Source organism: Micromonospora sp. NPDC048871 (assembly GCF_043198155.1).
In the GTDB taxonomy this organism is placed as follows: Bacteria; Actinomycetota; Actinomycetes; order Mycobacteriales; family Micromonosporaceae; genus Micromonospora.
In genome coordinates this window covers 45,586-65,114 of record NZ_JBICUM010000006.1, presented here as the reverse complement: position 1 = coordinate 65,114, position 19,529 = coordinate 45,586, and the positions used below count along the sequence as shown (strand labels likewise).

Below are 19,529 nucleotides of genomic sequence, written 5' to 3'. Positions count from 1 at the left end.
TGCGATGAGCGCCCGGATCATCCTCGGGGTCGGCGGCGGGATCGCCGCGTACAAGGCATGTGAACTGCTGCGGCTGTTCACCGAGTCGGGACACCAGGTGCGGGTCGTGCCGACCGCCGCCGCGCTGCGGTTCGTCGGCGCCCCGACCTGGGCCGCGCTCTCCGGTCAGCCGGTGACCGAGGAGGTCTGGGCCGACGTGCACGAGGTGCCGCACGTACGCCTGGGTCAGCAGGCCGACCTGGTGGTGGTCGCACCCACCACCGCCGACCTGTTGGCCAAGGCCGCCCACGGCATCGCCGACGACCTGCTGACCAACACCCTGCTGACGGCCCGCTGCCCGGTGCTGCTGGCACCGGCCATGCACACCGAGATGTGGGAGCACCCCGCCACGGTCGACAACGTGGCCACCCTGCGCGGCCGGGGGGTACGGGTCATCGAGCCCGCCGTGGGGCGGCTCACCGGGGCCGACACCGGCAAGGGTCGGCTGCCCGATCCGGCGGAGATCTTCGCGGTAGCCCGCCGGACCCTGGCCCGGGGCGCGGCCGCCCCGGCCGACCTGGCCGGTCGGCACGTGCTGGTCACCGCCGGAGGCACCCGGGAACCCCTGGACCCGGTGCGCTTCCTGGGTAACCGCTCCTCCGGCAAGCAGGGCTACGCCTTCGCCCGCGCCGCAGTGGCCCGGGGTGCCCGGGTCACCTTGATCTCGGCCAACGTGTCACTGCCCGATCCGGCCGGGGTGGACCTGATCCGGGTGGGCACCACCGCCGAGCTGCGGGAGGCCACGGTGCGGGCCGCGGCCGACGCCGAGGTGGTGGTGATGGCGGCGGCTCCGTCGGATTTCCGACCCGCCAGCTACGCTGAAGGCAAGATCAAGAAGGCGGACGACGGGGTGGCCCCGACCATCGAACTGGTCACCAACCCGGACATCGCCGCCGAGTTGGGCCAGCGGCGGCGGCCGGGACAGGTGCTGGTGGTCTTCGCCGCCGAGACCGGTGACGCCGAGGCCAACGGGCGGGCCAAGCTGGCCCGCAAGAGGGCTGACCTCATCGTCATCAACGAGGTGGGGCTGGACAAGGTCTTCGGCGCGGACACCAACGCGGCCACCGTGATCGACGTGGCGGGTTCGGTCACCCGGCTGGCCGAACAGTCCAAGGAGGAGCTTGCCGACGAGGTGTGGGATCTGGTCGTCGTCAGGCTTTCGGGGCGATCCTCCGTACGAGTGGCCCCCTAGACGACGATCGACGTACCCGTACCGTTTGGTGACTACACTGCCGCCCAACGACATCCACTGACTCCCAACGACTTCCACTGACTTAGGAGTGCCGTGACACGCCGCCTATTTACGTCCGAATCGGTCACGGAAGGCCACCCGGACAAGATTGCCGACCAGATCAGTGACGGCATCCTCGACGCCCTCCTCAGCCAGGACCCGCACAGCCGGGTGGCGGTGGAGACCCTGATCACCACTGGTCAGGTGCACGTCGCGGGCGAGGTGACCACCAAGGCGTACGCCGACATCCCGACCATCGTGCGGGAGACCATCCTCGGCATCGGCTACGACTCGTCGAAGAAGGGCTTCGACGGCGCCTCGTGCGGCGTCAGCGTCTCGATCGGCTCCCAGTCGCCGGACATCGCCCAGGGTGTCGACAACGCCTTCGAGTTGCGCACCGGCGCCTCGGAGAGCGCACTGGACGCGCAGGGCGCCGGCGACCAGGGCATGATGTTCGGCTTCGCCTGCTCCGAGACCCCGGAGTTGATGCCGCTGCCGATCGCCCTGGCCCACCGCCTGGCCCGTCGCCTGGCCGCGGTCCGCAAGGACGGCACCGTCCCCTACCTGCGGCCGGACGGCAAGACCCAGGTCACCATCGAGTACGAGGGCCTGCGGCCGGTACGCCTCAACACCGTCGTGGTCTCCAGTCAGCACGCCGCGGACATCTCCCTGGAGTCGCTGCTGACCCCGGACGTCCGGGACCACGTCATCGCCCCGGAGCTTGAGGGCCTGGGCCTGGACACCGAGGGCTACCGGCTGCTGGTCAACCCGACCGGCCGCTTCGAGATCGGTGGCCCGATGGGTGACGCCGGCCTGACCGGGCGGAAGATCATCGTCGACACCTACGGCGGGTACGCCCGGCACGGTGGTGGCGCCTTCTCCGGCAAGGACCCCTCGAAGGTCGACCGGTCGGCCGCGTACGCGATGCGGTGGGTGGCCAAGAACGTGGTCGCCGCCGGCCTGGCGGAGCGGTGCGAGGCGCAGGTCGCCTACGCCATCGGCAAGGCGCACCCGGTGAGCCTGTTCATCGAGACCTTCGGCACCGAGACCGTGCCGGTGGCCTCGATCGAGAAGGCCGTCACGGAGGTCTTCGACCTGCGTCCGGCCGCGATCATCCGGGACCTGCACCTGCTGCGTCCGATCTACGCGCAGACCGCCGCCTACGGTCACTTCGGCCGGGAACTGCCGGAGCTGACCTGGGAGAGCACCGACCGGGCCGCCGACCTCAAGTCGGCCGCGGGAGCCTGACCGGCACCAGGCGAGACGACCGGCGACCCGCTGACGGGTCGCCGGTCGCTCGTGTCTGTGTCGATGTGCCGCTGCCCCACCTGGACCGTCCCTTCGACTATCTGGTCCCGCAGGCGCTGGACGCGCAGGCGCGCCCCGGGGTGCGGGTCAAGGTGCGTTTCGCCGGTCAGCTGGTCGACGGCTGGTTGCTGGAACGCCACGACAGCTCCGAGCATCCCCGGCTGGCGTACCTGGAGAAGGTGGTCTCGCCGGTGCCGGTGCTCGCCGCCGAGGTGCGTCGGCTGGCCCGTGCGGTCGCCGACCGGTACGCCGGCAGCCTGGCCGATGTGCTGCGCCTGGCCGTCCCACCCCGGCATGCCCGGGTGGAGAAGGATTTCCTGGCCCGCACCGCTACCGGCGAACCCCCGACCGACCCGACCACCGAACCCAGCGAGCCCGCCGATTCGAGTCAGCCCACCGCGTCGGGTGAGGCCAACCAGCCGAGCGAGCCCACCGAGCCGAGCGGTTCGGGCGGGCCGGAACCGGGGGGGTGGGGGGACTATCCGGCCGGGCCGGCCCTGCTGCGGGCCCTGGCCGCCGGGCGGGCACCCCGGGCCGTCTGGTCGGCCCTGCCGGGGGAGGACTGGGCGGCGCGGTACGCCACTGCGGTGGCGGCCACGGTGGCCGCCGGTCGGGGCGCTCTGGTGGTGGTCGCCGACGGCCGGGACCTGGACCGGCTGGACGCCGCCCTGACCGCCACCCTGGGACCGGACCGGCACGTCTGCCTGTCCGCCGCGCTGGGTCCGGCCCGCCGGTACCGCGCCTTCCTCACCGCCCGGCACCACGATGCCCCGGTGGTCATCGGTACCCGGGCCGCGATGTTCGCCCCGGTGTCCCGGCTGGGCCTGGTGGCCATCTGGGACGACGGTGACGACCTGCACGCCGAGCCCCGGGCGCCGTACCCGCACGCCCGGGAGGTGCTGCTCACCCGCGCCCACCTGGACGGGGCCGCGGCGCTGGTCGGCGGCTACGCCCGTACCGCCGAGGCGCAGTTGCTGGTGGAGACCGGGTGGGCCCGCGAGGTGGTGCCGACCCGGGAGGTGCTGCGGGCGCGGGCCCCGGCGGTCGCGCCGACCGGGGACGACCCCCAGTTGGCCCGGGACCCGGGAGCGGCTACCGCCCGGCTGCCCAGCCTGGCCTGGACCGCCGCCCGGGAGGCGCTACGGGCGGAGTCCCCGGTGCTGGTGCAGGTGCCCCGGCGGGGTTACCTGCCGTCGGTGGCCTGCGACGACTGTCGTACCCCGGCCCGCTGTCCGCACTGCGCCGGGCCGTTGGCGCTGCCCTCGGCCGGTGGGGCCCCGCACTGCCGCTGGTGCGCCCGGGTGGCGGCCGCGTACGCCTGCCCGCACTGCCATGGACGGCGGCTGCGGGCCTCCGTCACCGGGGCCCGCCGCACCGCGGAGGAGTTGGGCCGGGCCTTCCCGGGGGTGCCGGTACGCACCTCCGGTCGGGAGGAGGTGCTGGTGGAGGTTCCCGGCGGCCCCGGACTGGTGATCGCCACCCCGGGGGCCGAGCCGGTCGCCGCCGGTGGCTACGGGGCGGTGCTGCTGCTGGACACCTGGGCCCTGCTGACCCGGGCCGACCTGCGCGCGGGGGAGGAGGCGCTGCGGCGGTGGGCGGCGGCGGCCGCCCTGGCCCGCCCGGCTGCCCAGGGTGGCCGGGTGGTGGTGGTCGCGGACGGGGCCCTGGCCCCGGTGCAGGCGCTGCTGCGCTGGGATCCCGCCTGGTTCGCCGCCCGGGAGCTGGCCGAGCGGCGGGAACTGGGCTTCCCACCGGCGGTACGGATGGCCAGCCTGACCGGTGCTCCGGAGGCGGTGGCCGACCTGTTGGCGCAGGCCCGCCTGCCCGAGCAGGCACAACTGCTGGGTCCGGTGCCGGCCGACGGTGAGCGGGAGCGGATGCTGATCCGGGTGCCCCGGGCCCGGGCCGCCGCGCTGGCCGAGGCGTTGCATGTCGCGGCCGGGGTGCGCAGCGCCCGGAAGGCGGCCGATCCGGTACGCCTGCAGATCGACCCCCTGGCGATGTTCTGACCCGGACACCCCTACGGTCGGGTGATCACGGAATGTGATGCTCGGCACGGCAATTGTCGCCATATGTGAGGCGATCAACGCCCTCTGTGGCGATGCCCCCATCGCTGGTCGTGTCTTCGGGGCGGTCCCGCCGAAGGTGATAGAGTCGCCCGTCATGCCGGGGCGCACGACCGCTCCAGGTCACGGTGCGGCGGCAGGCGCGCAGGGTAGGGGTTGTCGCAGGACGGCGCGACCGCGTCGGTCCGGCGCGAAATCGATGCTTCAATTCAGCCGTGATCAGGGGTGGCCAGTCGTGACCGTTCGTCAGTCGATCGTCTTCAACGGTGACCTCGGCAGCGGCAAGAGCACCGTGTCGGTGGAGATCTCCAAGCGGCTGGGGCTGCGCCGGGTCAGTGTCGGGGACCTCTACCGGCAGATGGCCCAGGATCGTCAGATGACCGCCCTGCAACTCAATCTGCACGCCGAGCTGGACCAGGCCGTCGACGGCTATGTCGACCAGCTTCAGCGCGACATCGCCGCCTCCGGTGAGAGCCTGGTCATGGACTCGCGGCTGGCCTGGCACTTCTTCACGGACGCCCTCAAGGTGCACATGATCACCGAGCCGGGTGAGGCGGCCCGTCGGGTGCTGCTGCGCCCCTCCGGGCCGGCCGAGAGCTACACCTCCATGGAGGAGGCCAAGGCCAAGCTCCGGGAGCGCAGCGAGAGTGAGCGGGGCCGGTTCCTGATCCGCTACGGCGTGGACAAGGCCCGGCTGCGCAACTACGACCTGATCTGCGACACCACCCGGGCCCCGGCCGACGAGGTGATCGAGCGGATCATCGACGCCTACGAGGGGCGGCTGGCTCCCGAGGTGCTGCGGGAGGCGCCCCCGCTGCTGCTGCTGGATCCCGCGCGGGTCTACCCGACCGAGGACGTCTCCGGTCTGCGCGGCCTGTGGGACTCCGACTCGACCTTCCTCGGGGAGGTGGCCGAGGCCGGCGAGACCGGCCTGGAGCCGCTGGAGATCGGCTACACCGGTGAGTACTTCTTCGTGGTCAACGGGCACCGGCGGCTCAGCGCCGCCCTGCGCAACGGCTTCCGGATGGTCCCCGGCCGCCTGGTCGCCGAGGTCGACGAGCCGGTGGTGGGTACGACCAGCGCGGTCGACTTCTTCGCCGCGCAGGCCCGCCCCAGCCTGATCCACGACTGGGAGGCCGCGCACGACATCCGCCTGCCCCTGCCGGAGCACGCCCTGCTGGCCGGGGACGCGGTGCTGGCCGGGGAGCCCGGCAGCATCGGCTGACCACGGCCCGCCGCCCGGCCGGCGATCATGATGCGCCGGTCGGGCCGACCCGGGACACTCCGTAGACTGGTGAGGCACTGCTGTCCGCCGCTAAGGAGTCAAACCGCGTGACCGTCCAGCCCATCCGTCTGTTCGGCGATCCGGTGCTGCGCACGCCGGCCGATCCGGTGGTCGATTTCGACGTCGAGCTGCGCAAGCTCATCGCCGACCTGACCGACACCATGCGTGACAGCAGCGGGGCGGGTCTCGCCGCGCCACAGCTCGGCGTGGGCCTGCGGGTGTTCACCTTCGATGTCGACGACGTGGTGGGCCACCTGGTCAACCCGGTGCTGGAGTTCCCGGACGCCGAGGAGCAGGACGGCCCGGAGGGCTGCCTGTCCATCCCCGGGATGTACTTCGACACCAAGCGCCGGCAGAACGTCATCGCCAAGGGGTTCAACGGCTACGGCGACCCCCTGCAGATCGTCGGCACCGGCCTGATGGCCCGCTGCGTGCAGCACGAGACCGACCACCTCGACGGCGTGCTGTTCATCGACCGGCTGGACCCGGCCGGCCGCAAGGAGGCCATGAAGGCCATCCGCCAGGCCGAGTGGTACGACGACGCCGCCCCGCCCACGGTCAAGCTGAGCCCACACAGCGCCGGCAGCCCCTTCGGTCTGGGGCGGTGACCGGCATGCGTGTGATCTTCGCCGGAACCCCGGCCGTCGCCGTACCCGCCCTGGCCGCCGTCGCCGAGTCCCGGCACGAGCTGGTCGCCGTGGTCACCCGCCCGGACGCCCCGGCCGGTCGCGGTCGCGGCCTGGTCCGCTCCCCGGTGGGTGCCTGGGCCGACGAGCACGGCATCGAGGTGCTCACCCCGGCCCGCCCCCGCGAGCCGGAGTTCCTGGACCGGCTACGCGAGCTGGCCCCGGACTGCGTACCGGTGGTGGCCTACGGGGCCCTGGTGCCGCCGGTGGCGCTGGAGATCCCCCGGCTGGGCTGGGTGAACCTGCACTTCTCGCTGCTGCCCGCCTGGCGGGGGGCCGCCCCGGTGCAGCACGCGGTGCTGCACGGTGACGAGATCACCGGGGCCAGCGTCTTCCAACTGGAGGAGGGGCTGGACACCGGCCCGGTCTACGGCACCCTCACGGACGAGATCCGGCCGGCCGACACCTCCGGTGACCTGCTGGAGCGGCTGGCCCACTCCGGCGCCGGGCTGCTGGTGGCGGTGCTGGACGCCTTGGAGGACGGCACCGCCCGGGCCGAGCCCCAGCCCGCCGAGGGGGTAACCCTGGCCCCGAAGCTGACCGTGGAGGACGCCCGGGTCCGCTGGTCCGACCCGGCCTTCGCGGTGGACCGCCGGATCCGCGCCTGCACCCCGGCACCCGGCCCCTGGACGACCTTCCGGGGCGAGCGGGTGAAGCTGGGACCGGTCGTAGCGGCCCCGGACGCCGCCGCCCTCAAGCCCGGTGAGCTGCTGGTGGAGAAGTCGCGGGTACTCGTCGGCACGGCCACCGTCCCGATCCGTCTGGGCGAGGTGCGGGCGGCCGGCAAACGGGCCATGTCGGCCACCGACTGGGCGCGGGGCGCCCGGGTCAGCGCCGGGGAGGACTTCGCGTGAGGGACGCCGCACCCCGCCGGGAGGCGGACCGCCGGGGCCCGCGTGCCCCGCGCCCGGCCATGGACCGCCCCCGGTACGCCGCGTACCAGGCCGTCGCCGCGGTCAACCGGGACGACGCGTACGCAAATCTGGTATTGCCGGCGATCCTGCGGGACGAGGGGCTGTACGGGCGGGATGCCGCCTTCGCCACCGAGCTGACCTACGGCACCCTGCGACACTCCGGCACCCTGGACGCGATCCTCACCGCCGCGGCCGGGCGGGACGTGGAGCGCATCGACCCGCCGGTCCGCGACGCCCTGCGCATCGGCGCGTACCAGTTGCTGCACACCCGGGTGCCCCCGCACGCGGCCGTCTCCTCGACGGTCGACCTGGTGCGGATGGTCGGTCAGGGGGCCACCGGGTTCGCCAACGCGGTGCTGCGCGAGGTGTCGGCATCTGACCTTGACAAGTGGGTGGCCCGGCTGGCGCCGTCGATGGAGACCGACCCGATCGGTCACCTGGCCCTGGCCCACAGCCATCCGCAGTGGATCGTCCGGTCCTTCGCGGAGGCGCTCGGCGGGGACCTCGGCGAGACCACCCGGCTGCTGATCGAGAACAACGAACGCCCACCGGTGCACCTGTGCGCCCGGCCGGGTCTGGCCGACCCGGTCGAGCTGGCCGACGCCTCCGGTGGCGCCCCGGGTGCCTTCTCGCCGTACGCGGTCTATCTCGCCGGCGGCGCCCCCGGGGACCTGGCCGCGGTGGTCGACGGGCGGGCCCACGTCCAGGACGAGGGTTCCCAACTGGTGGCCGCCGCCCTGGTGCAGGCACCGGTGGAGGGCCCGGACGGTCGCTGGCTCGACCTGTGTGCCGGGCCGGGTGGCAAGTCCGGGCTGCTGGGGGCCCTGGCGGCCCAGCGCGAGGCCCGGCTGACCGCGGTGGAGGTGGCCGAGCACCGGGCGCGTCTGGTCGAGAACGCCACCCGGGGTCTGCCGGTGACGGTGCTGCACACCGACGGACGGCTGGTCGGTGCCGAGCCTAAGCTGCCGGAGGGGCACTTCGACCGGGTGCTCGTCGACGCCCCGTGCACCGGGCTGGGTTCGTTGCGCCGTCGACCGGAGTCGCGGTGGCGGCGTCAGCCCTCGGATCTGCCGGCGCTGACCCGGTTGCAGCGGGAACTGCTCACCGCCGGGATCCGAGCGGTCCGCCCGGGTGGGGTGGTGGCCTACGTGACCTGTTCACCGCACACGGTGGAGACCCATGTGACCGTCACCGAGGCGGCCCGCCGCAGTGGCACCCCGGTGGACTTCATCGACGCCCGGCCGTTGCTGCCGGCGGGGATGCCGGGTCTAGGGGACGGGCCCACGGTGCAGTTGTGGCCGCATCGGCACGGCACGGACGCCATGTTCCTCGCCATGCTGCGCCGCGGTTGACCCCCTGCGGGGCGGGTTGACGCCGAGCCCTGCCGGTCGCACTCAGCCGATCGGCAGGGTTCGGGTGCCGGCCCCCTTCACCGAACGGGTCAGCTCCCGCCGGTTGCTCCACAGGAAGCACCGCACACCCCGGTCGCCGCTGCGCCACTCGTCCTCGTCGGGGTGGTAGAAGATGGTGCCGGTGCGGTACTCGAGGTTGCCGTCGTCCGGCACCTTGGCGTACTTGGCGACCAGGCTGCGGCAGGCCCGATGGTTGCGGGTGGAGTTGTTCAGGAATTTCTCGTAGCTGCTGTTCGGGGCCTTCCAGACACCGACGAACTCGGCCCGGTGCCGTGCCGTGCACTTCACGGCGACCATCTCGGTCACCAGGCTGCCGTCGGTCTTGGCCCGGAAACACCCGTGCCGCAGGGGGGAGGACCCGGACAGGGCCCCGGCCAGGCTGGCGGTGCGGCGTACCGAAGTCGAGTCCTCCAGGTCGGACAGTTCGCGAACGTCGCAGCGGAACCAGCGTGCTCCGCCGGTCCACCCCTGCGGCGAGGGCAGGACCACACTCAACCTGACCCGAGCGATCCGCCAGTCGGCGCCGAGGGCTTTGCGCACCTGCTGGTCACACTCGGTGAAGGCGGTCCGCATTCCGGCGCTGCCGACGACCGGCGGCTCCTTCTCGTCGGTCTCGGGCAGGGTGCCGACATGCATGGTCTCGGCCTGGTGCGGTTGATCGCAGGCCACCGGGGTGTAGTCGCGGAGATGACCGACCACCACAGGCTGGGGGTGACAGGTCTGTGCCGCGGGGGTGAACACCACCGGTGCCGCCATCGGCGCCCAGTCGTCGCTGAGATCGCCGTCGGTCCCCTCCGGTGTCGTGCAGCCGCCCAGCGCCAGGGCCACCACAGTGCCCAGTGCGATTCCGGTCAGCCACCGTCGCATCCGTAGACCTCCCCCGTACCCGTGCACCCCGCACGCGCAGCGGCAGCATACGGCACCCTCAGGTCACCGGGAGCCCCTGCGGGCCGACCCCCCGCATCGATCCGGTGAGCTTGCGGTCGTCGCTCCACAACAGACACCGCACCCCCCGGTCGCCCTCCTCCCATTCCCGCTGGGAGGGCGGGTAGAAGATCGAGCCGGCGCGGTAGGGCAGGTCGGAGTTGTTGGGCACATCCGCGTACGCGGCGATCAGGGACATGCAGCGGCGGTGGGCCTGGCCGGCGGAGCGGCTGAACTCCTCCCAGGTCATGTCCCGCTCGATGTAGACCCCGACGAACTCGGCGCCGTGCGGTTCGGTGCACAGCACGGGAGCCATGTAGTTAAGGCTGTTGCCGATCAGTTTCGGGTCGAAGCAGCGGTGCACCAGGGGGGAGTCACCGATCAGGGCGCCACGCAGACTGCCGGTGCGGTTGACCGGCCGGGTGTTGTCGATGCTGTCGGTCTCGCTCAGGTCGCACCGGAACCACCGCGCGCCGCCGTTCCAGGCCGACACCGACGGCAGGGCGATGTTCAGGGTCAGCCGGGCGACATGCCAGTCGCCGCCGAGGACCAGTCGGGCCCGCTGGTCGCACTCGGCCCGGGCGGCGCGCAGGGCCGCGGAACCGGGGGAGGGACGTGGGCCGCGGGCCGCCGCACCGGTGAAGAAGCCGACGTGTACCGCCTCGGCCAGATGATTGCGGGCGCAGTCCACGGTCTCGTAGGTGCTCGCCTGCACGATCGCGGTGACCCGGGGCAGGCAGGCGTCCGTGGCCGGGACGAACATCGTCGGTGCCCGCAGGGCCGGCCAGTCGTCGGTGAGGTCGCCGTCCGTCGCGCCCTGTCGTACGCAGCCACTCAACGCAATCACAGCCGCACTGGCCAACGCCAGCGCCGCGAACCAGCGTCGCATCGTCCGCCCTTTCCGGGAGCCGGTGCCCGGCTGCGGCTCCCGTGCCCACGGCCAGCAGGTTACCGTCACCGTCCCGGATGGAGTGTCGCCGCGATTCGCCGCTTCGGCCAGTCGGAAATCACCAATTCGCGTGCCTCCGTCTCCGGAGGGTGTCATTCTGCACCATTGGTCACCTCTGGGTCACGTGGTGTCCGGTTCGGTGCCGCGCTGCCGGCGGCCGGTCACCGCCTTCGTACACTGGCCCGGTGACCGTACCGCCGCTGATCGTCGCGCCCAGCATCCTCGCCGCCGATTTCTCCCGCCTCGCCGAGGAGGTCCGCGCCGTCGAGAACGCCGCGGACTGGCTGCACGTGGACGTGATGGACAATCACTTCGTACCGAACCTGACCATCGGGCTGCCGGTGGTGCAGAGTCTGCGCGCCGCCACCGAGATCCCCTTCGACGTCCACCTGATGATCAACGATCCGCATCGGTGGGCGCCCGGCTACGCCGACGCCGGGGCCTACAACGTCACCTTCCACGCCGAGGCGTGTGACGATCCGGTGGCGCTGGCCAAGGACCTGCGCGCGGCCGGGGCCAAGGCCGGACTGGCGATCGACCGGGACACCCCGATCGAGCCGTACCTGGACCTGCTGCCCCACTTCGACACCCTGCTGGTGATGACCATCAAGGCCGGGTTCGGCGGTCAGCGGTTCATCCCGCAACTGCTGGACAAGGTCCGCGCCGTCCGCCGGCACCGCGACGCCGGTCACCTGGAACTGCGCATCGAGGTCGACGGCGGGATCGCCGCGGACACCATCGAGCAGGCCGCCGCGGCCGGTGCGGACGCCTTCGTCGCCGGGACCGCGGTCTACGGGGCGGACGATCCGGCCGAGGCGGTACGCCGGCTGCGGGGGTTGGCGGAGCGCGCGGTCGACGGGCAGTGAGGTGGAGGCCGCCGGCGATCGCAAGGACGTGATCCTCGTCGTCGACGACGACGAGGACATCGCCCGTTTCGTCGAGTTCAACCTGCGGTTGCACGGTTTCGAGGTCATGCTGGCCAGCGACGGTCAGGAGGCGTTGGAGCTGATCGCCCGTCAGCGTCCCGATCTGGCCGTGGTCGACCTGATGATGCCCCGCATCGACGGCCTGGAACTGACCCGGCGGCTGCGGGCCGACCCGATGACGGCCGTCCTGCCGGTGATCATGCTGACCGCCAAGGGGATGACCCAGGACAAGGTCAACGGGCTGAGCGCGGGCGCGGACGACTATCTGGTCAAGCCCTTCGACACCCTGGAACTGCTGGCCCGGGTCACCTCGACGTTGCGCCGCAACAAGGAGTTCCGTGAGGTCTCCCCGCTCACCGGGCTGCCGGGTAACAGCCGCATCCGGCGGGAGATCGCCGATCGGGTCCGCATCGGCACGGACTACGCGGTCGGCTACATCGACATCGACCGGTTCAAGAGCGTCAACGACCGGTACGGGTTCGTCCGGGGCGACGACTTCATCTCCGCCCTGGCCCGCACCCTGCATCAGGCGGTGGTCTCGGTGGCCCCGCCGCCGGCCTTCCTGGGGCATGTCGGTGGGGACGATTTCGTCTTCGTCTGCACCCCGGATCAGGTCCGGCCGTTGACCTCCCGGGTCTCCGCACAATTCGAGAAGGCGGCGGACGCCCTCTACGACCCCACGGACCGCGAACGGGGGTACGTGGAGCTGAAGGACCGGCGGGGAAACATCCGAAAAGCGGCCTTGGTGACCCTGTCCATCGGGGTCTGCATATCCGACTCCGACAAGCGTCTGACCAGCCCACTTGAGGCCATGACGATCGCTTCGGAGATGAAAACCGTGGCCAAGAGCCAACCCGGTTCGTACGTGGCGGTGGACCGTCGACGCGGCGTCGGTGACCCGGGTAACCGTCATGTGAAGTAGCTCGCCGGGCTGGCCAAACCACCCGCCCTACGTGTAAGACTTTCCCTCAGTACCCACCACGCGCTGGCGGGACTCGGTGTAATTCCGAACCGGCGGTGATCCACGGTCTGACCGTGGTAAGCCCGCGACCCGGGAGCGGTCATTCCGCCCGGTGGACCTGGTGAGAATCCGGGGCCGACGGTTGGGTGCGGTCCGTCCGCGCCCAGACAGTCCGGATGGGAGACAGCGCGCGGATCGGAAGGGTCGGTGCTCGCCGCAGCTCGGCGTGCGCACCCACCCGTCCCGGGGGCGGCTGTGCCGTTCCTGGGCTCCGCCGCCGCATGCCTGTTCCCCGCTCCCGCCCGCGCCAGGACCAGCGAGAGGGCAGGGACCAGGCGATGGCGAGCGTCTCCGTGGACGAGGCGATGCGTCGCGCGATCGAACTCGCGGCGCGCGGGCTCGGCACGACAAGTCCCAATCCCGTGGTCGGCTGCGTGTTGCTCGACGCCGACGGCGAGGTCGTCGGCGAGGGCTTCCACGCGTACGCCGGTGGGCCGCATGCCGAGATCGTCGCGCTGGCCCAGGCCGGTGACCGGGCGAAGGGCGGCACCGCGGTGGTCACCCTGGAACCCTGCGACCACACCGGGCGTACCGGCCCGTGCAGCAACGCCCTGGTGCAGGCCCAGGTGGCGCGGGTGGTCATCGCGGTGCCCGACCCCACCCCGGTGGCGGCCGGGGGCGCGGCCACCCTGCGGGCCGCCGGTGTCCGGGTGGACCTGGGGGTCCGGGCCGCCGAGGCGGAGCAGGGCAACATCGCCTGGCTGACCGCCATGCGCCGGGGCTGGCCCTACGTCATCTGGAAGTACGCGGCGACCCTGGACGGGCGCTCCGCGGCGGCCGACGGCACCAGCATGTGGATCACCTCCGAGGCGGCCCGGATGGACGTGCACGCGCTGCGCGCGACCGTCGACGCGGTGATCGTCGGGGTGGGCACCGTCCTGGCCGACGACCCCCGGTTGACCGTACGCAACCTGCGCGACGGCAGCCTGGCCATCCGGCAGCCCCTGCGGGTGGTGGTCGACTCCGCCGGGCGTACCCCGGCCGACGCCCAGGTCCGCGACGGCGCGGCCCGCACCTGGATCGCCACCGCAGCCGAGGTGGGCGCCGACCCGGACGGCGGGGTGGACCTGCCCGCGCTGCTGGCCGCCCTGCACACCCGGGGGGTACGGGCGGTGCTGCTGGAGGGCGGGCCCAGGCTGGCCGGGGCCTTCCTGGCCGCCGGCCTGGTCGACCGGGTGGTCGGCTACCTGGCCCCCCGACTGCTCGGCGCGGGCCCGGCCGCCCTGGTCGACGCGGGTGTGACCACCATCGCCGAGGCCATCGACCTGGAGATCACCGACGTTACGCAGATCGGCCCGGATCTACGGATCACCGCGTCACCCCGCAAGAGGGAGGGCTAGGCATGTTCACCGGCATCGTCGAGGAACTGGGCGAGGTCGTCGGGGTGACCCCGACGGCCCAGGATTCCGCCCTGGTAGCGGTCCGTGGCCCCCTGGTCACCTCCGACGCCCGCCATGGCGACTCGATCGCGGTCAACGGGGTCTGCCTGACCGTCGTCGAGGTCGACGGCGGGGTGTTCACCGCAGACGTGATGGGGGAGACCCTGCGCCGTTCGGCCCTGGGCGGGCTGCGCCCCGGTGACGGCGTCAACCTGGAGCGGGCCGCCGCGCTGGGCAGCCGCCTCGGCGGGCACCTGGTGCAGGGGCATGTCGACGGCGTCGGCGAGGTGCTGGCCCGGGAGCCCGCACCCCGCTGGGAGACCGTCCGGTTCCGGCTGCCGGCGGGGCTGTCGCGGTACGTGGTGGAGAAGGGCTCGATCACCATCGACGGGGTCTCCCTGACCGTGGCCGAGGTCGGCACCGACTGGTTCACCGTCGGCCTGATCCCGACCACCCTGGCGCTGACCACCCTGGGCACCCGAGCCGTCGGCGACCCGGTCAACCTGGAGGTGGACGTGTTGGCCAAGTACGTCGAGCGGCTGCTCGGCACCAATCCGCCCGGCCTCAACCTGTCCGGCCTCGACCTGTCCGGGCCGGTGGCGTCGTGACCGCCGCCGGCGGGTGCGGCCCGGTCAGCCGGTGGCATACCGCGCGAGTCAGCACCGCGATGTCCGTCCCGATTCCGCCCATCTACTCGGAGGCCGTCGCATGAGCGAGCACAGCGAGCCGGGACCCTTCACCGACATCGAACAGGCCCTGGCGGACATCGCCGCCGGTCGGCCGGTCGTCGTGGTCGACGACCCCGACCGGGAGAACGAGGGCGACCTGATCTTCGCCGCCGAACTGGCCACCCCGGAACTGCTGGCCTTCACCGTGCGGTACACCTCCGGGTTCATCTGCGTACCGCTGACCGAGGGCGAGTGCGACCGGCTGGACCTGCCGCCCATGCACCACACCAACCAGGACCGCCGACAGACCGCGTACACCGTCACGGTGGACGCCCGGGAGGGGGTGAGCACCGGCATCTCCGCGGCCGACCGGGCGCACACCATCCGGCTGCTCGCCGACCCCTCGACCGGCCCGGCCGACCTGGCCCGGCCCGGGCATGTGGTGCCGTTGCGGGCCCGCCCGGGCGGGGTGCTGCGGCGGGCCGGCCACACCGAGGCGGCCGTCGACCTGGCCCGGCTGGCCGGTCTGCGACCGGCCGGGGTGCTCTGCGAACTGGTCAACGACGACGGCACCATGATGCGCCTGCCGGACCTGGAGAAGTTCTGCGCCGAGCACTCCCTGGCCCTGATCACCATCGCCGACCTGATCGCCTACCGGCGGCGTACCGAGAAGCAGGTCGAACTGGTCGCCGAGGCCCGGATGCCCACCGAGCACGGGGTGTTCCGGGCGTTGGGCTACCGCAGCGAGAACGACTCGGCCGAACATGTCGCTCTGGTGATGGGGGACATCGGTGACGGCCGGGACGTGCTGGTACGGGTGCACTCCGAGTGCCTGACCGGGGACGCCTTCGCCTCGGTGCGCTGCGACTGCGGCCCCCAACTCAACGCCGCCCTGGACCGAGTGGCCCGGGAAGGGCGGGGAGTGGTCCTCTACGTACGCGGCCACGAGGGTCGGGGCATCGGGCTGCTGCACAAGCTGCGGGCCTACCAGTTGCAGGACCAGGGCCGCGACACGGTCGACGCCAACCTGGACCTGGGCCTGCCGGCCGACGCGCGGGACTACGGCACCGGGGCCCAGATCCTCTACGACCTTGGGGTGCGCACCATGCGGCTGCTCACCAACAACCCCGCCAAGCGGGCCGGGCTGGAGGGCTACGGGTTGACCGTCACCGGCCGGGAGAGCCTGCCGGTACGCACCCACCCGGAGAATGTGCGATACCTGCGCACCAAGCGCGACCGGATGGGACACCTGCTCGACGTGGACGAGACCGCCGAGGCCCCGATAGGCCGCCCGGTGGCCGGCAACGAGATCGGAGCGTAGGGACATGGCGGGTTTCGGTGAGCCGGGCGCGGCCCCGGTCGACGCGGCGGGGATGACCGTGGGGGTGGTCGCCGCCCGCTGGCACGGTGAACTGACCGACCACATGCTCGACCGGGCGGTGGCCGCCGCCCAGGCCTGCGGGGCCCGGACCGTGGTGGCCCGGGTGGCCGGCTCGGTGGAACTGCCCGTGGTGGCCCAGGCCCTGGCCCGCCGCTGTGACGTCGTGGTCGCCCTCGGCGTGGTGGTACGGGGTGCCACCGCCCACTTCGACTACGTCTGCCAGTCGGTCACTGAAGGGCTGACCCGGGTGGCCCTCGACGAGGGCAAGCCGGTGGCGCACGGGGTGCTCACGGTCGACACCCTGGAGCAGGCCCGGGACCGGGCCGGGCTGCCCGGCTCGGCCGAGGACAAGGGCTGGGCCTCCACCGTCGCCGCCCTGGACGCCGCCCTGGCCATCCGTCAGGTCGCCACCGGCGGCACCCAGCGCGTCGGCTTCGGGGTCTGACCGGGATTCCCGGCCCTCTACCGGCTCAGACTTCGGTCCCGTCGGGGTCGAACTGTTCCTGGACGGCCTCCTCGACCGCCGTCGCGGACAGTGTGGTGACCACCTGCCCGCTGATCGAGCAGCCGGCCCAGTAGCTGCCGGTGGGCTGCGATCCCTGGATGCTCCAGTAGTCGCTGTCACACCGGGCCACGTCCTTGTTGACGGTGCCGAGGTCCGCCTCGCTGAGCAGCACGTGCGGGATGCCGGTGTTGCTGATGTACATGAAGTCCCTCGGCATGTAGATCGTCACGTTGTCCACCCCGGCGGCGGCCAGCAGACCGGCCAGCGCGGTGACGTCGTGCCCGGTGTGGCAGACCAGGAACCAGAGGGTACGGCCGCTGAGGCCGGCCGGGGTGAACTTCAGCGTGACGTCCTGGACGAACTCGTCCAGCCAGCGCCCGCCGATCCAGGGTGCCTCCCGGTTGTGCCGGGCGTCGAGGTCGTAGCCGGAGTGGGCGAGGACCAGCACCGGCTCGCCCGGGTCCAGCGCAGGCACGAGCGGGGTCCGCATCTCGGCGATCGTGCTGTTCAGCACGGACCGGGAGACGTGTGTCGCGACCGCCTCATTGGCCCGCAGGCGCTCGAGGTCGGCCGCGAACACTCGGCTCAGCTTGCTCTTGCTCTCGATGATCCAGATCATCAGGGGCTCCCGTCGATGAAGGATGTGGCCCCAGGATCCGGTGGCACTTGGCGATCGCGGTCGCTACGGTCCGTTACCGAACAGTCGGGAATCAGGCCCGGTCAGGCCGGGACGGTCTGCGGGTCACCGGCGGCGTCGTGGGCGGCCATGGCCTCCTGCCGGTCGTTCTCCTCGTCGAGCATGGTGCAGTGCAACCACGCCGGCGGGATGCCGAAGCCCTCCACCAGGGTGCCCATCTGCGGGCGTAGCTCCTTGAGCAGGCTGTTCACCACCCCGGTGATCGCCTTGGCGCGGGCCGGGGTGAGCCGGCCGTGCTCCAGGAACCAGCCCTTGTGGGTCTCGATGACGCTGAGGGCGTACAGGTCGCAGACCCGGGACAGCAGGGCCTTGACCGCCGGGTCGGTGGTCTTCTCGATGCCGGCGACGAAGGCCTCCAGGGTGACCCGGTCGACATGGGCGGCGGCGACCGTCAGGACGTGGTCCTGCACGTCGTTGAAGATGTCGAAGGGGCGGTCCTTCTTGGTGGCGGCGCCGTTGCGCAGCCGCCGGACCGCGCCGTCTAGCAGGTGCTTCTCCCGGTCCTCAGAGACCTTGAGCTGCCAGCCCCGGTCGGTGACGGCGACCTCCTCGTCCCGGCCGGGCACGGCGCCGACGAGTCGCTCGATCAGCGCCCGCGCGGCCGTACGCTCCAGCACCATCTCCCGGACCTGTTCGGCGACGAAAGAGGCCCGCCCCCAACCGTCCAGGGAACCGAACTCGTCCCGGTAGCCGGTGAGCAGGCCCTTGGCCACCAGCTGCAACAGCACGGTGTTGTCGCCCTCGAAGGTGGTGAAGACGTCCGTGTCGGCCTTCAGGCCGGGCAGCCGGTTCTCGGCCAGGTAGCCGGCTCCACCGCAGGCCTCCCGGCACATCTGGATGGTGCGGGTGGCGTGCCAGGTCTGGGCGGCCTTCAGACCGGCGGCCCGGGACTCCAACTCCCGCTGCCGGTGCTCGTCGACCGGACCGTCGCCGCCCTGCACCTCGTCGATCGCGGCGACCAGCTCGGCCTGGGCGAAGTGCAGGGCGTACGTGGTGGCCAGGGCCGGCAGCAGCTTGCGCTGGTGGGCCAGGTAGTCGTTGAGCAGCACCTCCCGGTCGGCATCGGGGGCGCTGAACTGGCGGCGCAGGTCGCCGTAGCGCACCGCGATGGTCAGCGCCACCTTGGTGGCCGCCGCCGCGGCGCCACCCACGCTGGCCCGGCCCCGGACCAGGGTGCCGAGCATGGTGAAGAAGCGCCGGGAGTCGTTGGAGATCGGGCTGGAGTAGGTGCCGTCGGGGGCCACCTGGCCGTACCGGTCCAGCAGCGCCTCCCGGGGCACGGTGACGTGGTCGAAGCTGAGCCGCCCGTTGTCCACCCCGAGCAGGCCGGCCTTGGGTCCGGCGTCGCCGATGGTCACCCCCGGCATCGGGTTGCCCTGGGCGTCGCGGATGGGGACCAGCCAGGCGTGCACCCCGTGCCGCTGTCCCTTGGTGACCAACTGGGCGAAGACCACCGCCATCCGACCGTCCCGGGCGGCGTTGCCGATGTAGTCCTTGCGGGCCGCCTGGTGCGGGGTGTGCAGGTCGAAGGTCTGGGTCTCCGGATCGTAGGTGCAGGTGGTGCGCAGCTGCTGCACGTCCGAGCCGTGCCCGGTCTCGGTCATCGCGAAGCAGCCGAGGAGGTCACCGGCGACGATGTCCCGCAGGTAGGCGTCGTGGTGCCGCCGGGTGCCCAGGGACAGCACGGCACCCCCGAACAGGCCCCACTGCACCCCCGCCTTGACCATCAGGGACAGGTCGACCTGGGCCAGCATCTCGGTGGCCACGATCGAGCCGCCGATGTCGCCGTGGCCGCCGTATTCGGGCGGGAAGGCCGCCGGCATGCCCTCGTCGACCGGCAGCCGGCCCAGCAGCCGGGTGATCCGCTCCCGGGCCTGGTCGCCGGTCTCGCCGTACACCGGCAGGAAGCCGTCGTCGAGCTTGCGACGATGAGCCTCGCGGACCCCGGCCCACGGCCCGTCGAGGACCTCCTGGAGGCGGGCGGGGTCGACGGGCTCGGACGGACGACTGGACATGGCGGCTACCTCTGGCGACATCGTCATGGGCGCGTTTCGTACCCGATCGAGCTTACCCAGCCACCTTCTTGTGGCCTCGATCATTACCCCCAACCCAACCCCAACACCGTCGGTGTGATCCCG

At 72.3% G+C, this 19,529-nt stretch carries 17 protein-coding genes and 1 riboswitch; of the genes, 13 read left to right on the top strand and 4 right to left on the bottom strand.

The genetic code is table 11. The features are described from left to right. Nucleotides 1–4 precede the first annotated feature (4 nt). The 7 genes from coaBC to ACGFIK_RS15695 all read left to right on the top strand — a co-directional run bounded on the left by coaBC (nucleotide 5) and on the right by ACGFIK_RS15695 (nucleotide 8,881). Nucleotides 5–1,231, top strand: coding sequence for a bifunctional phosphopantothenoylcysteine decarboxylase/phosphopantothenate--cysteine ligase CoaBC (gene coaBC / locus ACGFIK_RS15725; protein WP_327026739.1), 1,227 nt, complete (start codon nucleotides 5–7; stop codon nucleotides 1,229–1,231). A gap of 93 nt (nucleotides 1,232–1,324) precedes the next feature. Next, the gene (gene metK, locus ACGFIK_RS15720) at nucleotides 1,325–2,518 is read left to right on the top strand and encodes a methionine adenosyltransferase (RefSeq protein ID WP_327026738.1); all 1,194 of its coding nucleotides are present in this window, start codon (nucleotides 1,325–1,327) and stop codon (nucleotides 2,516–2,518) included. A gap of 65 nt (nucleotides 2,519–2,583) precedes the next feature. Next, nucleotides 2,584–4,587, top strand: coding sequence for a primosomal protein N' (locus tag ACGFIK_RS15715; RefSeq protein WP_393339911.1), 2,004 nt, complete (start codon nucleotides 2,584–2,586; stop codon nucleotides 4,585–4,587). Between the two features lie 292 nt (nucleotides 4,588–4,879). Beyond that, nucleotides 4,880–5,869, top strand: a complete 990-nt coding sequence (locus ACGFIK_RS15710) for an AAA family ATPase (RefSeq protein WP_327026736.1) — start codon at nucleotides 4,880–4,882, stop codon at nucleotides 5,867–5,869. A 107-nt stretch (nucleotides 5,870–5,976) separates the two neighbouring features. Further along, the gene (gene def, locus ACGFIK_RS15705; RefSeq protein ID WP_327026735.1) at nucleotides 5,977–6,537 is read left to right on the top strand and encodes a peptide deformylase; all 561 of its coding nucleotides are present in this window, start codon (nucleotides 5,977–5,979) and stop codon (nucleotides 6,535–6,537) included. A 5-nt stretch (nucleotides 6,538–6,542) separates the two neighbouring features. Next, the gene (fmt, locus tag ACGFIK_RS15700) at nucleotides 6,543–7,469 is read left to right on the top strand and encodes a methionyl-tRNA formyltransferase (protein ID WP_393339907.1); all 927 of its coding nucleotides are present in this window, start codon (nucleotides 6,543–6,545) and stop codon (nucleotides 7,467–7,469) included. A gap of 59 nt (nucleotides 7,470–7,528) precedes the next feature. Next, nucleotides 7,529–8,881 (top strand): RsmB/NOP family class I SAM-dependent RNA methyltransferase, encoded by a 1,353-nt coding sequence (locus tag ACGFIK_RS15695; protein ID WP_393340158.1) that lies wholly within the window; start codon nucleotides 7,529–7,531, stop codon nucleotides 8,879–8,881. Between the two features lie 42 nt (nucleotides 8,882–8,923). Here the strand turns inward: ACGFIK_RS15695 and ACGFIK_RS15690 are convergent, their stop codons facing one another. Then, the gene (locus ACGFIK_RS15690) at nucleotides 8,924–9,808 is read right to left on the bottom strand and encodes a septum formation family protein (RefSeq protein ID WP_393339905.1); all 885 of its coding nucleotides are present in this window, start codon (nucleotides 9,806–9,808) and stop codon (nucleotides 8,924–8,926) included. Nucleotides 9,809–9,866: 58 nt separating this feature from the next. Next, the gene (locus ACGFIK_RS15685) at nucleotides 9,867–10,754 is read right to left on the bottom strand and encodes a septum formation family protein (protein ID WP_327026731.1); all 888 of its coding nucleotides are present in this window, start codon (nucleotides 10,752–10,754) and stop codon (nucleotides 9,867–9,869) included. Nucleotides 10,755–10,999: 245 nt separating this feature from the next. On the opposite strand from ACGFIK_RS15685, the gene rpe reads away from it, so the two are divergent. The 6 genes from rpe (at nucleotide 11,000) to ribH (ending at nucleotide 16,634) form a co-directional block, all read left to right on the top strand. Beyond that, nucleotides 11,000–11,680, top strand: coding sequence for a ribulose-phosphate 3-epimerase (gene rpe / locus ACGFIK_RS15680; protein ID WP_327026730.1), 681 nt, complete (start codon nucleotides 11,000–11,002; stop codon nucleotides 11,678–11,680). 1 nt (nucleotide 11,681) lies between these two features. Next, complete coding sequence (locus tag ACGFIK_RS15675; RefSeq protein ID WP_327026729.1) at nucleotides 11,682–12,662, top strand: response regulator; 981 nt, start codon at nucleotides 11,682–11,684, stop codon at nucleotides 12,660–12,662. 58 nt (nucleotides 12,663–12,720) lie between these two features. Beyond that, nucleotides 12,721–12,893: riboswitch (FMN riboswitch) on the top strand. Between the two features lie 146 nt (nucleotides 12,894–13,039). Continuing rightward, nucleotides 13,040–14,101 (top strand): bifunctional diaminohydroxyphosphoribosylaminopyrimidine deaminase/5-amino-6-(5-phosphoribosylamino)uracil reductase RibD, encoded by a 1,062-nt coding sequence (gene ribD / locus ACGFIK_RS15670; RefSeq protein WP_393339901.1) that lies wholly within the window; start codon nucleotides 13,040–13,042, stop codon nucleotides 14,099–14,101. A 2-nt stretch (nucleotides 14,102–14,103) separates the two neighbouring features. Next, nucleotides 14,104–14,748: a riboflavin synthase gene (locus ACGFIK_RS15665; protein ID WP_393339899.1), complete on the top strand. Its 645-nt coding sequence runs from the start codon at nucleotides 14,104–14,106 to the stop codon at nucleotides 14,746–14,748. Nucleotides 14,749–14,848: 100 nt separating this feature from the next. Continuing rightward, entirely contained in the window at nucleotides 14,849–16,129 is a 1,281-nt protein-coding gene (locus ACGFIK_RS15660) for a bifunctional 3,4-dihydroxy-2-butanone-4-phosphate synthase/GTP cyclohydrolase II (RefSeq protein ID WP_393339896.1), read from the top strand. Between the two features lie 4 nt (nucleotides 16,130–16,133). Then, on the top strand, nucleotides 16,134–16,634 hold the full coding sequence (gene ribH / locus ACGFIK_RS15655; RefSeq protein ID WP_327026725.1) for a 6,7-dimethyl-8-ribityllumazine synthase: 501 nt from the start codon (nucleotides 16,134–16,136) through the stop codon (nucleotides 16,632–16,634). 25 nt (nucleotides 16,635–16,659) lie between these two features. Here the strand turns inward: ribH and ACGFIK_RS15650 are convergent, their stop codons facing one another. Next, nucleotides 16,660–17,313, bottom strand: a complete 654-nt coding sequence (locus ACGFIK_RS15650; RefSeq protein WP_393339894.1) for a hypothetical protein — start codon at nucleotides 17,311–17,313, stop codon at nucleotides 16,660–16,662. A 101-nt stretch (nucleotides 17,314–17,414) separates the two neighbouring features. Next, a complete protein-coding gene (locus tag ACGFIK_RS15645; RefSeq protein WP_393339891.1) occupies nucleotides 17,415–19,406 on the bottom strand; it encodes an acyl-CoA dehydrogenase in 1,992 nt (663 codons plus the stop codon). Between the last annotated feature and the right edge of the window lie 123 nt (nucleotides 19,407–19,529).

Coding starts and splice junctions, on each gene's coding strand:
- coaBC (WP_327026739.1), top strand. CDS start 5: ATGAGCGCCCGGATCATCCTCGGGGTCGGCGGCGGGATCGCCGCGTAC.
- fmt (WP_393339907.1), top strand. CDS start 6,543: ATGCGTGTGATCTTCGCCGGAACCCCGGCCGTCGCCGTACCCGCCCTG.
- ACGFIK_RS15695 (WP_393340158.1), top strand. CDS start 7,529: ATGGACCGCCCCCGGTACGCCGCGTACCAGGCCGTCGCCGCGGTCAAC.
- ACGFIK_RS15690 (WP_393339905.1), bottom strand. CDS start 9,808: ATGCGACGGTGGCTGACCGGAATCGCACTGGGCACTGTGGTGGCCCTG.
- ACGFIK_RS15685 (WP_327026731.1), bottom strand. CDS start 10,754: ATGCGACGCTGGTTCGCGGCGCTGGCGTTGGCCAGTGCGGCTGTGATT.
- ribD (WP_393339901.1), top strand. CDS start 13,040: ATGGCGAGCGTCTCCGTGGACGAGGCGATGCGTCGCGCGATCGAACTC.
- ACGFIK_RS15665 (WP_393339899.1), top strand. CDS start 14,104: ATGTTCACCGGCATCGTCGAGGAACTGGGCGAGGTCGTCGGGGTGACC.
- ACGFIK_RS15660 (WP_393339896.1), top strand. CDS start 14,849: ATGAGCGAGCACAGCGAGCCGGGACCCTTCACCGACATCGAACAGGCC.
- ribH (WP_327026725.1), top strand. CDS start 16,134: ATGGCGGGTTTCGGTGAGCCGGGCGCGGCCCCGGTCGACGCGGCGGGG.
- ACGFIK_RS15650 (WP_393339894.1), bottom strand. CDS start 17,313: ATGATCTGGATCATCGAGAGCAAGAGCAAGCTGAGCCGAGTGTTCGCG.
- ACGFIK_RS15645 (WP_393339891.1), bottom strand. CDS start 19,406: ATGTCCAGTCGTCCGTCCGAGCCCGTCGACCCCGCCCGCCTCCAGGAG.